General features: G+C 71.4%; 9 protein-coding genes. 4 read left to right on the top strand and 5 right to left on the bottom strand.

What is annotated here, in order from left to right:
* Together I0C86_RS44795 and I0C86_RS34240 are read right to left on the bottom strand one after the other, a co-directional pair.
* The coding region (locus I0C86_RS44795; RefSeq protein WP_196205455.1) for an ATP-binding protein at positions 1 to 1,997 on the bottom strand (1,997 nt) is incomplete at its 3' end.
* 158 nt (positions 1,998 to 2,155) lie between these two features.
* Complete coding sequence (locus I0C86_RS34240) at positions 2,156 to 3,202, bottom strand: LacI family DNA-binding transcriptional regulator (protein ID WP_196205454.1); 1,047 nt, start codon at positions 3,200 to 3,202, stop codon at positions 2,156 to 2,158.
* A gap of 181 nt (positions 3,203 to 3,383) precedes the next feature.
* Between I0C86_RS34240 and arfA the strand changes: the two genes are divergently transcribed.
* The 4 genes from arfA to I0C86_RS34220 all read left to right on the top strand — a co-directional run bounded on the left by arfA (position 3,384) and on the right by I0C86_RS34220 (position 9,943).
* On the top strand, positions 3,384 to 4,907 hold the full coding sequence (gene arfA / locus I0C86_RS34235; RefSeq protein ID WP_196205453.1) for an arabinosylfuranosidase ArfA: 1,524 nt from the start codon (positions 3,384 to 3,386) through the stop codon (positions 4,905 to 4,907).
* Between the two features lie 337 nt (positions 4,908 to 5,244).
* The gene (locus I0C86_RS34230; RefSeq protein WP_196205452.1) at positions 5,245 to 6,588 is read left to right on the top strand and encodes a DivIVA domain-containing protein; all 1,344 of its coding nucleotides are present in this window, start codon (positions 5,245 to 5,247) and stop codon (positions 6,586 to 6,588) included.
* Between the two features lie 99 nt (positions 6,589 to 6,687).
* Complete coding sequence (locus I0C86_RS34225; protein WP_196205451.1) at positions 6,688 to 7,236, top strand: amphi-Trp domain-containing protein; 549 nt, start codon at positions 6,688 to 6,690, stop codon at positions 7,234 to 7,236.
* A 379-nt stretch (positions 7,237 to 7,615) separates the two neighbouring features.
* Entirely contained in the window at positions 7,616 to 9,943 is a 2,328-nt protein-coding gene (locus tag I0C86_RS34220) for a rhamnogalacturonan lyase (protein ID WP_196205450.1), read from the top strand.
* Between the two features lie 12 nt (positions 9,944 to 9,955).
* Here I0C86_RS34220 and I0C86_RS34215 read toward each other — a convergent pair whose 3' ends face one another.
* The 3 genes from I0C86_RS34215 to I0C86_RS34205 form a co-directional block, all read right to left on the bottom strand.
* Complete coding sequence (locus I0C86_RS34215) at positions 9,956 to 10,735, bottom strand: DUF6065 family protein (protein ID WP_230395255.1); 780 nt, start codon at positions 10,733 to 10,735, stop codon at positions 9,956 to 9,958.
* The gene (locus tag I0C86_RS34210) at positions 10,732 to 11,553 is read right to left on the bottom strand and encodes an SAM-dependent methyltransferase (RefSeq protein WP_196205449.1); all 822 of its coding nucleotides are present in this window, start codon (positions 11,551 to 11,553) and stop codon (positions 10,732 to 10,734) included. The genes I0C86_RS34215 and I0C86_RS34210 overlap by 4 nt, the downstream gene beginning before the upstream one ends.
* Positions 11,550 to 11,784 (bottom strand): hypothetical protein (locus I0C86_RS34205; protein ID WP_230395254.1); only part of this gene is annotated, 235 nt, incomplete at its 5' end. The genes I0C86_RS34205 and I0C86_RS34210, both read right to left, overlap by 4 nt.

The raw sequence follows: 11,784 nt of genomic DNA, 5'->3' as shown, positions 1-11,784 counted from the left end.
TTGTGCTCGGCCAGCGCGGCCGTGGCCGGCACGAGGAACTGGATCTCACCCGCCCGCCGCGCCAGGGTGGCCGCGTTCTCCAGCAGGGCGCGCGCCTGCGGCTCTCCCCGGCGCGACCTGAGGCTGCCCAGCACGGCCAGCGCCGGCACCAGGCTGACGCCGGGTGCGTCGACCCCGGCGAGTGCCTGCTCGGCGTCGGCGTGGGCGGCGCTCCAGTCGCCCTGCGCCAGCCGGATCCGCGCCCGGTGTCCGAGCAGGTGCCGGGCGTACCCGTCCAGGTTCCGCGCCGAGGTGAACCGCAGGGCGCGGTCGAGGACGTCGAGCGCGGTACCGAAGTCCCACCGGTCGGTGGTCGTCGTCGCGAGGTTGACGAGCGCCCGCGCGGCATGGTCGTCGAGTCCCGCCGCCGCCGCCAGCGTGTGCGCCCGCGTCAACTCGGTCGCACCGCGATCCTCGCCGCGTTGCAACCGCGCGGATCCGACGTTGACGAGCGCGTGGGCCTGCGTTTCGACGTCGTCGCATTCGCGGGCCAGTGCGAGCGCGCGGTCGCCCCACTCGATCGCCTCGGCCTCCTCGTTGGCGAGCATGTGCAGCTGGGACAGGTTGCTGTAGGCCATCGCCAGCTCCCGTCCCGGCGGGACTCCGCCCAGCACCTGGATCGCCTGGCGGGCGACGGCTCTGGCCTCCTCGGTACGCCCGGTCCACCAGGCGAGCCGGGACACCCAGCGCAGGTCGTCGCCGGTCCGTACGACGTCGCCCGTGTCCTCGCGCAGCGCGAGCGCCTCCCGGCGGGCGTCGAGTGCCGCCTCGGCCAGGCCGGCGAGGTAGGCCGCGTACGAGTAGGACTCCAGCAGGTGCGCCCGGTGCTCGGGGGCGAGCCCCACCGAACGCGGCAGTGCGGTGGCGTAGTGGTCGGCGGCCTGCCGGTACGCCCGGACCGCCGTGGCTCGCCGGGCCGCCACCGGCGCCCAGTGCAGTACCGCCGCCGCGTCGTCGGCGTGGTGTGCGTGGTGCACCAGGCGGGCGGGGTCGACGCCGGGACGCCGGGTCAGGGCGGCCAGCACCGTCGCGTGCAGGGCGGCTCGGCGTACCGGCGACAGTGACTGTTCCATCGCACGGCGCAGCAGCTCGTGCCGGAAGGCCACCCGATCTCCCGCCGCCACCAGCACCCCACGAGCCAGGCACTCTTCCACCGCCGTCGCGGGACACGAGTCGAGCAGCGCCGGCTCGGCTCCGGAGGGCACCGTCGAGACCAGTGCCGCGACCTGTCGCGCCGGTGCGGAGACCGTGGCGAGGCGGCCGAGGACCAGGTCGGTGACGGTTGCCGGGATCGCCGAGCCGGCCGATGCCAGCACCTCCGTGACCAGTAGTGGATTGCCGCCGGTCACCTCGTAGATGTCGGCGGGGGACCGTCCGGTGTGCCGGGCGAGGTGGGCGACGGCCGTCATGGACAGCGGCGCGAGCGACAGCCGCCGGGTCACCGCGCGCGGCAGACCGGCGAGTACGCGATGCAGCGGGTGCAGCGGGCCGACCTCGTCCTCGCGGTACGTGAGCACCAGCAGCGCGCGGCACCGCGACAGTCGCCGTCCCAGATAGCCCAGCAGGTCCAGCGTCGCCTCGTCGGCCCAGTGCAGGTCCTCGATGACCACGACCGGGCACGGACGTGATCCGGGCCCGTCGAGCACGTCGAGGAAGGCGTCGAACACGCCGTCCCGCCGCTGGTCGGCGTCGACCCTGCCGAGCCGTTCCGCGAGCGCGCCGCCGACCTGGCGGCCGATGTCGTGCAGCGGCCCGAGCGCGCGCGGGGTCAGCAGCGGGTCACAGCGGCCCCAGACCAGCCGCCCGTGCGCCGCGACCGTGTCCGCGAACACGCCGACCAGTGTCGACTTGCCGGATCCCGCCTCGCCGGAGACGATCGCGATCCGTCCCTCGGCCGCGCTAGCCCCCAGCAGGTCGTCCAGCTCGTCCAGCGCGCCGGCGCGTTCCAGCACGTCCATCACCGCTCAGCGTGCCACGGTCACCTGCCGCCGGTCGCCACCCGATCGGTCCGGCCCGCTCGGACGTCGGTCGGCCCTGCTGGACTGGTCTGCGGGGGTGGTGCGGCCGGTGTACGTGGCCCGGGTCGGACCCGGGCTGCGCGGAGGGCCGGCACCTGTCAGGCGCGCCGTCTGCCGGGAGCCGGCCCGGCCGTGCTTTCCCGGACGACCAGCTTGTGCGGGGCCCGCAGTTCGAGACCCGGCGGAGGAGTGCGGCTGTCGATCCGCAGCAGCAGCCGTTCGACGGCGGTGGTCGCGATCATCTCCTTGTCCGGCGAGATGGTGGTGACGGTCGGATTGGAGTACGCGCCGTCCTCGATGTCGTCGTACCCGATCACGGCCACGTCCTCCGGCACCCGCAGGCCACGCGACACCAGCGTGTGTATCGCGCCCAGCGCCACGAGGTCGCTGTAGCAGAAGACCGCGTCGGGCGGGTGGTCCAGGTCGAGCAGGTGGGCCATTGCGCCGGCACCGTCCGGCCGGTTGAACCGGGGCGTACGGATGATCAGTTCCTCGTGCACCGCCAGGCTCCGGCGTTCGTGTGCCTCCCTGAACCCCCGGGTACGCAGCTGCGCCGCCTCGCCCGTCTCGTACGGCTGGTCGCCGATCGCGGCCACCCGGCTGCGCCCGAGGTCCAGCAGGTGTTCGGTGGCCTGCCGGGAGGCGGCGACGTCGTCGATCCCGACGTGGTCGAACGTGCCGTCGCTGACCCGTTCGCCGAGGATGACCAGCGGCAGCGTCGGGTCGCGGTCGGCCAGCGCGGCCTGGGACAGGCCGAGCGGGCTGAAGATCACCCCGTCGAACAGCAGCCGGCTGGAACCGTGGTTGACGAGCATCCGCTCGTGGTCGCGGTCCCCGTCGGTCTGGTCTATCAGCACGTTGTAGCCCTGCACCCGGGCCGCCCGGATGATGCTCTGGAGCAGTTCGGAGAAGTACGGGGTGTCGAGGTAGGGCACCACCACGGCGATCTGTCCCGAGCGACCCTGCGCCAGGTTCCGGGCCAGTACGTTCGGCCGGTAACCGAGTTGGTCGACGGCCCGCTGCACCCGCAGCCGGGTGCGTTCGGTGACGTTGGCGTAGCCGTTCACCACGTTGGAGACCGTACGGCTGGACACGCCGGCGAGTTCCGCCACGTCGCGGAGCGTGACCTCTCGTCCTCGTCGCATCTGGTCCTCTCCGCTGACGTGTTCTCCGGCTGAGGTTAGACCCCGGCGGAGTTTCGGAAACGCTGCCTCTTGCCGTCCATCGGGCCTCCGTGCATGCTGTTTGCAGCGCTGCAAAGGTCGTGCCGGGATGGGACGGCAATCCGCCGCGATCTCCGAAGCGACACCGCACCGAAGGGAACCCATGCTCACCGCAACCGTTGTCCTCGATCCCGCTGCCGTGGTGGCACCGGTCAGCCGCCGCACGTTCGGCTCCTTCGTAGAGCACATGGGGCGGTGCGTCTACACCGGCATCTACGAGCCGGACCATCCGCAGGCGGACGAGGACGGGTTCCGTGCCGACGTACTGGCCCTGACCCGGGAACTGGGCGTCACGATGGTCCGCTATCCGGGCGGGAACTTCGTCTCCGGATACCGCTGGGAGGACGGCGTCGGGCCGGTGGCGCAGCGGCCCCGCCGGCGGGACCTGGCCTGGCACAGCATCGAGACGAACGAGGTCGGCATCGACGAGTTCGCCCGCTGGGCGGCGAAGGCCGACGTCGAGATCATGTACGCGGTGAACCTCGGCACCCGGGGCGTCCAGGAGGCGCTCGACGTCCACGAGTACCTCAATCACCCCGAGGGCACCCAGCTGTCCGAGTTGCGCCGGGCCAACGGGGCGGCGAAGCCGTACGGGATCACGCTCTGGTGCCTCGGCAACGAGCTGGACGGGCCGTGGCAGACCGGGCACAAGACCGCCCAGGAGTACGGGCTGCTCGCCGCCGCCACGGCGCGGGCGCTGCGCTCGGCCGAGCCGGGCCTGGAACTGGTGGCCTGCGGCAGCTCCGGCTCGTCCATGCCGACCTTCGGCAGCTGGGAAGCCACGGTGCTGGAGCATGCCTACGACTCGGTGGACTACGTCTCCTGCCACGCCTACTACGAGGAGCTGGACGGGGACCTGGGCTCGTTCCTGGCCAGTGCCGTCGACATGGACCACTTCGTGGACAGCGTCGTGGCCACCGCCGACAGTGTGGGCGCCCGGCTGCGCAGCAAGAAGAAGATCAACATTTCGTTCGACGAGTGGAACGTCTGGTACCTGTCCCGCTTCCAGGGCCAGGAGCCGAGCGCCGACTGGCCGGTGGCGCCCCGGGTGATCGAGGACGAGTACAACGTCGCGGACGCCGTGGTCGTCGGCAATCTGTTGATCTCCCTGCTCCGGCACAGCGACCGGGTCACCGCCGCCTGTCAGGCGCAGCTCGTCAACGTGATCGCGCCGATCCGCACCGAACCGGGCGGGCCGGCATGGCGCCAGACCATCTTCCATCCGTTCGCCAAGACCGCCGCGCTGGCCCGGGGGAGCGTGCTGCAGACCCGGCTCGCCTCGCCCACGTACGACACCGCCAAGCACGGCGAGGTGGCCGTGGTCGACGCCGTCGCCACCTACGACGGCGAGGCCGGCGACCTGGTGGTCTTCGCGGTCAACCGCGACCAGGCCGAGTCCGTGGAGTTGACGGTCGACCTGCACCTGTTCGACACCGACCTCCGCCTGGCCGAGGCGTGGACCCTGACCGACGACGACCTGCGCGCCACCAACACCCGCGAGCAGCCCGATCGGGTCACGCCGGTACCGGTCGAGCGGGTGACGGTCGACGGCGGCACCCTGCGCGTCGTCCTGCCCCGGGTGTCGTGGAGCGCGATCCGGCTGCACCGTGCGGAGCCGATCGGCTGAGGCGACGCCGCTGACGCGGTGGGCCGCCGGGCCGGGACCCACCGCCGGGTCGGGTGGTGGGCCCGGCGGCCGCCGCGACTCGGGTGCTGAACAACTGGGCGTATCGGTTGGTCGCCGGGGACGGACGCGCGGCGGTGGAGGTGCTCCTGCTGACGCGGTAGCGGTGGGGGGAGGTGGTCCGCAGACGCGGTAGCGGTGGGGGACGGGTCAGGTCTGGTCAAGAAATTGTTCCGGATCCTGGATTCGCCGTCGGTGGCAGGTATGATCCGCCGGTTGAGCCCCCCGCGGCTTGGCCCAGACGCCGGTACCGGGCTCACGATCGTATGGAGGATGGCGCATGTCCCGAGGCCAGGAGCTGTTCGACCTACAGGAGGACACGTCCGCGCGACCGACCTTCGAGTCCGCGTTGCGCGGTTACGACAAGCGGCAGGTCGACCAGTACGTGGCGCAGGCGGCCAGCGACATCTCGAAGCTGACGGCCGAGCGTGCCCAGGCGTTCAACCACATCCAGAACCTGACCTCGCACCTGAAGCAGATGCAGACGGAGCTGAGCGAGCTGCGTGACCGGCCGCCGCAGTTCGACCGGGCGTCGTTCCGCGACCTTGGCCCGATGGTGGACCAGATCCTGGCGACGACCGAGAAACAGGCCGAGGCGATCATCGAAGCCGCCGGGCAGCGGGCGGCCGAGCACCAGGCCGAGGCGGAGCGGTTTCTCGCCGAGACCCGGGAGCAGGCCGACCGGTGCAGGGCCGATGGCGAGGCCGCCCAGGAGCGCGCCGAGCAGGAGGCCAAGCGGATCAACGAACGGAGCGTCCAGCAGGTCGAGCAGGCCCGATCCGAGGCCGAGGGGATGCTGGAGTCGGCGCGGGCGCAGATCCAGCAGGAGATCGAGGCGGCACACGCCCAGACCCAGCAGGAGCTGGCGCAGTGGCAGGCGAACGTGGAGCGGGAGGTCGGCGAGCGGCGTACCGCCATCGAGTCGGAACTCGCTCGGCAGCAGGAGCGGGGCGAACAGGAGAACGCCAATCTCCGGGCCGAGGCGCAGCAGTACGCGAACGAGCTACGCCGGCACGCCGAGGAGCAGGCGGCCGTCCACCAGCAGCAACTCGCCGTCGTGATCGAGGAGCTTGAGTCGCGCCAGCAGTCGTTGGCCCAGCTGCAGGCCGCGCAGGAGACGGCGCAGCAGCGGCTCGCGCAGACCCGCCAGGACGGGGCGATGGCCGAGAACGCGGTCGCCCAGTTGCAGCAACGGTTCGGCGAGATCAGGCAGGAGCTGACCGGTCAGCTCAACCGGCTCGACGAGGCCCGCCGGGCGGCCGAGGCCGCCGAACGGCACGCGGTCGAGGTACGGGCCCGGGTGCAGCGCGAGGCGAAGCGGGTGGCGGACCGGGCCGCCGCGGCGGTGATGGCGGCCGCGGCGATCAGCGGCGAGACCGGAGAGTACCGGATGGTCGCGGTCCGGCCGGAGGCCGAGCAAACCGTTGACGAGGCGCCTGAGCCGCGAGCCGCCGAGGTGTTCGAGCCGCGAGCCGCCGAGGTGTTCGAGCCGCGAGCCGCCGAGGCGTTCGAGGCGTTCGAGCCGCGAACTGCCGAGGTCGAGCCGGACCCACCCGCGCCGACCGCCGAGGAGAACAACAGGCTGCCGGGCGAGGTCGTCGCGGTGCGCCACTACACGAGTTAGGTCTGCTGCCGGACGGACGTCGACGGGGGCGGTGCGGCCGGGACCGGCCACACCAGCCCCGTCCGGCCCAGTCCTGTATGGAATGCGAGCATGTCGGCCATGGAAATCTACGAGGACGCCCGTACGGTGTCGCGAGCCGATCTGGCCGCGTGGCTGCGTCAGCTGGCCAGTCAGTTGGAGTCCGGCGCGCAGATCTTCTACGGCGCGGCCGGTACGGTCGCCGTCGCCGACCAGGTCCACTGTGAGCTGGAGATCGAGCGCGAGGACGGGGAGATATCGGTCGAAATCGAGTTCAGCTGGCCCAGCCCCGAGGCGTCCGGCCCGGCCGTCCGGCCCGGTGCGGAGGACACCACCGACCGGGACGAGGCAGCCGGGGAGGAGTCCGGCGAGGCCGTAGCGGCCGTCGAGGCGCCGGAGGTCCCGGTGACGCCGGAAGCCTCGGCGGTGGCGGAAGGCTCGGCGCCGCCGGAAGCCTCGGTGGCGCCGGAAGCCTCGGTGGCGCCGGAAGCCTCGGTGGCGCCGGTCGCCAGCCACGGTACCGGCGACGGTGCCGATGCCGATGCCGATACGGCGGGCGTCACCGATACGGCGCCGGTTGCCCTCGAGACCGGATCGGACCGGGACGCGGAACCCGCCGCGAAGGCGTAACCGGCCCCGGCTCGGCGTGATGCCTCTGGTCGGCGTCTGCCAGCCTGCAGGGCTTGCCCGTCGTCGGGCGGGCAAGCCCTGATCGCGGAAGCCGTCGATCCGTACCGGGTACCGGCCGGCCCGGCGCTCGCCGAGCGACTTCCCGCCGCCCTCGTCCACTCCGACCCCGAGCGTCGCGCGCTGCTCGACCCTGTCGACGAGCTTTCCGAGGTGGATTGACGGGCAAACCGGGCATACGTCGGCTCGGGCTGGCGGGGTGTCGTGGAACGCGTCTTGACAACAATCGCGGACATCCATAATGTTCGGTCGATTGTATCGTTTCATTTTCGCGCCTGCACCGTGGACCGGGGCGGCCGGCACGTGACACCAGGAGAAATCGATGGGACCTCGTACCGGAAGACGTCCTGCGCCCGCGCGGCTCGCGGCGGCGCTCGTGGCCTGCGCATCGGCGACCGCCCTGCTGGTCGGCGGCCCGGCGGCGGTCGCGGCGAAGCCGGCCGGAGGTGGACCCAACCCGAAGGGTCCCGCGCTCGAACACCTCGACCGTGGGCTGGTCGCCGCCGCCTCCGGCGAGGGCGTGTTCCTCAGTTGGCGGCTGCTCGCCGGCGAGGTCTCCGGGCGAACCAGCACCGGTCTGACCGGCGCGAACTTCCACGTCTACCGGGACGGGCGGCGGATCGCGACCGTCACCGACAGCACCAACTACCTCGACCGGGCCGGTACGCCCGCCGCCTCGTACCGGGTCGCGGCCGTGGCCCGGGGCCGCGAGGTCGACCGCAGCCCGGCGGTGTCGCCGTGGGCCGGCGGACACCGGGACCTTCCGCTGCGCAAGCCCGCCGACGGCGTCACCCCGGTCGGCGAGGCGTACACCTACTCGGCCAACGACATCAGCGTCGGCGACGTCGACGGAGACGGGACCTACGAGTACGTCGTCAAGTGGGATCCGTCGAACTCCAAGGACGTCTCCCAGGTCGGCTACACCGGCCCGGTGTTCATCGACACCTACACGCTCGACGGCACCCTGCTGCACCGCATCTCGCTCGGCGTCAACATCCGCGCCGGTGCCCACTACACCCAGTTCCTGGTCTACGACTTCGACGGCGACGGCCGCAGCGAGATGATGTTCAAGACGGCGCCCGGTACGAAGATCACCCGGTACGACCGGACCGGTGCCGTCGCCAGCGAGCGGTACATCACGATGCCCCGGGAGGACGTCCGGGCCGGCTACTCGCACACCGACGACTACCGGCTGACGCCGACGGCGTACCGGGAGAAGCTCGTCGAACTGTTTCTCGGCTGGCACCGGCACCCGGAGGTGCTGGCCGGGCGCTGGCCGGCAACCCTGGAGCAGGCCTTCGGCATCGCGCCGACGTACCAGTACCCGCTCTCCCGCACCGACGCCGAGGCGCTGACCGACTACTTCATCGACGTCTACGCCCCGGCACGCAGCACCCGCAACGCGCTCCGCTCCTTCCAGGGCTTCATCGTCGACGGGCCGGAATACCTCACCGTGTTCGACGGTGCCAGCGGTCGCGAGCTGGAGACCATCCGGTACAAGCCCGGTCGGCACGACGACGGGCTCATGTGGGGCGACTACGCGATGAGCCGGATCGAGCCGGCCAACCGGGTCGACCGGTTCCTGGCCGGGGTGGCGTACCTGGACGGCCGGCATCCGTCGGCGATCTTCGCCCGGGGCTACTACACCCGGGCGACCCTGGTGGCCTACCGCTGGGACGGCCGGCGGCTGCGCGAGGACTGGTACGTCGACAGCGGCTGGGTGCCGATGACGAACCCGTTCAACGACGGCCCGCACGGCCGGGAGGGCACCGATCCCGAGTACGGCACCCTCACCACCCAGGGCGCGCACTCGCTGAGCGTGGCCGACGTCGACGCGGACGGAAAACAGGAGATCGTGTACGGCGGCGCGACCATCGACCACGACGGGAGCCTGCTCTACAGCTCGTACGACGTGCTCCCGCCGGGTAGCGCCAACCCCGGCGCGATGGCGAAGCTCGGGCACGGCGACGCGTTGCACGTCACCGACATCGACCCGAACCGTCCGGGCCTGGAGATCTTCATGGTGCACGAGGGCGCGAGCGGTGCCCCGTACGGGTACGCGCTCCGGGACGCCGCGACCGGCGAGGTGATCTACGGCGGCTACACCGGCGTCGACACCGGCCGGGGCATGGTCGGCGACGTCGTACCCGCCGAGCCGGGGCTGGAGACCTGGGCGTCGACCGTCGTCGGTGCGCCCACCGGACCCGGTCTGCGTACGGCCGACGGCGACCTGCTCGGCACGAACATCCCGGGCACCAACCAGAGCATCAGGTGGGCGGCGGACATGACCACCCAGATCGTGGGTGGCGCCCAGGAGGTGACTCCGACCATCGACGACTGGCAGCGCGGCCGGCTGCTCACCGCCGAGGGCACCCGGACCAACAACGGAACGAAGGGCAACCCGGGCCTGGTCGCGGACGTCCTCGGCGACTGGCGTGAGGAACTGCTGACCCGGACCGTCGACAGTTCGGCGATCCGGATCCATCTCAGCACCGAGGTCACCGACCGGAAGCTGTACACCCTGATGCACGACCCGCAGTACCGGGTCGAGGTGGCACGGCAGCAGACGACCTACAACCAGCCGTCGTACCCGAGCTTCTACCTCGGCTCGGACATCGACTGGTCGCGGGTGCCGCTTCCGGGTCGCTGACCGCCCCGCCCGTCAGCCGTCCTCGACGAACGGATCCAGTAGGCGTCGTCGCTGGTGCGTGTCCACGGTGCGCTCGCCGTCCGCGTGGACGCCGAGTAGGTAGTGTTTCTCCCAGTCGGTGTCCTGGCGGGTCGGCGTGCCGGACGTCTGCGTGGCCAGGAACTCGCCGCGTTGCCGCTGGAAGTGCCGGTACCGGTCGCGCACTTCAGGGTCGTCGGCGAGCCGGCGGAGCCGCGGCTGGAACTGTTCGAGGTCGGCACGCCGGACCGGATGGATCATGCAGATCGGTTCGTCCGCCTCGAACCGTACCGGGACGTCCCGTCTGGTGAACCTCCAGTTCATGGTGAACGGCGCACTCGCCCAGTCGGCCTCCACCACTCCTTCCAGCGGCTGGATCGCGTCCTTGAGGTAGTTTGCCGGCCCGCGTACGTGCAGGTTGAAGCCGGGCGGCGTCCGGAACAGGTAGCCGACCGTCCAGGTGAGGATTCCGTAGCCGAAGTGGCTGGCCGCGTACCGGGGCTCCTCGCCGCCGTCGTAGTCGACGGTGACCGCAGCCGTCGACTCGCCGCCCGTCCATCGGGCCGTGAACGGGGCGTCGTTGAGGATCAGCCAGCCGCTCTGGTTGGCGATCAGCATCGGCAGGCAGCGGTAGGCGAACCGGTCCCTGGTCTGCGTCATCCAGTCCCGCATCAACCCGGCGGTGTCGATGCGCGGGCCCCCGTCGTGCAGGGCGTACGCGGTGAACTGGCGTCCCGGATCCGCCCCGGAGTCGTCGACGGTCCGGTCGGTCATGGCCCGTCCTGGTACGCGTCCCGGAGCACCTCGATGATCTGGCTGTCGGTGGCCGGCCGGCTGTGCACGGGTGGGATGAAGAGCGTCCCGGACTGCGGTCCGGACGACAGGGCCTCGGCCAGGTGCGACAACCGGTGTCCCGTCACCACCGGCTCAAGCGCGGGATGGGTCCGGGAGAAGACGACGAACACGCGGTGCTCGGGTGGGTAGAACCGCAGGAGATGGTCCCGGAGCCGGCTGAGCCGTTCTGCGTCCGGCACCGCCAGTCGGAAGGTGGGGTCGGCGAACGTGGTCGTCTGCCACAGCACACAGGCGACGTCGTTCTGGAGCGGGCGCTGCCGCAGGACGATGTCGGTGGCGTCGTAGATCTGCAGGCCGTGCGCCGAGATGTCGTATCCGACGTCGATGAGGAGGGTGTCCAGGGACGAGACCCCCGCGAGTACGTCGACCCGGAGCCCGAGCAGCTTTCCGGCGTTGCGGATCAGCGCGGTGGGATGGCAGTACATCTGCGGATGGCCGTAGGTGGCGAAGCAGACCGGTGACTCCTCGACCGCCGCCGACACCACGGCGGCGGCCATGCTCTGGTATGAACCCAGCCGGGGCTTACCGAGTCCGTAGAGGTGCAGCAGACTCGTCACGTTCGGGTTGAGGGTCCTGAGGTGCTCCTCGACGCCGAACGTCGCGTCCACCAGGAAGACGCGGGAACACCGGCGGATGACGTCCGTGGTCTCGGCGGTGATGTGCCGTACGCCCAGGATGCCGAGCCCGACGACGGCGATGTCGAACGGCGCTGGGCCGGGGCTGTCCGTCCGGGTCATCGGATGGTCCTCATCAGTCGTTCGACGGCGGCGACCAGGTTCAGGTGGTCCTCCGCCACCAGGACGTCCTCGACCGCCCGCAGCACCTCGGCGCGACGGATCGGGTCGTGTTCCGGATCGGGGTCGTACAGCGGATCGTCCTCGGTGCCGAAACTGTGGAACGGCGTCGGCCCCGAGAACGGCATCGGCGTGGTGGAGAACGGCGACGGCCACGGCACCGACGGTGGCGGT

Origin of the sequence: Plantactinospora alkalitolerans, assembly GCF_015690345.1 — a bacterium.
Taxonomy (GTDB): Bacteria; Actinomycetota; Actinomycetes; order Mycobacteriales; family Micromonosporaceae; genus Plantactinospora; species Plantactinospora alkalitolerans.
The sequence above is the reverse complement of the archived record's forward strand: the minus strand, read 5'-3'. Positions and strand labels throughout refer to the sequence as shown.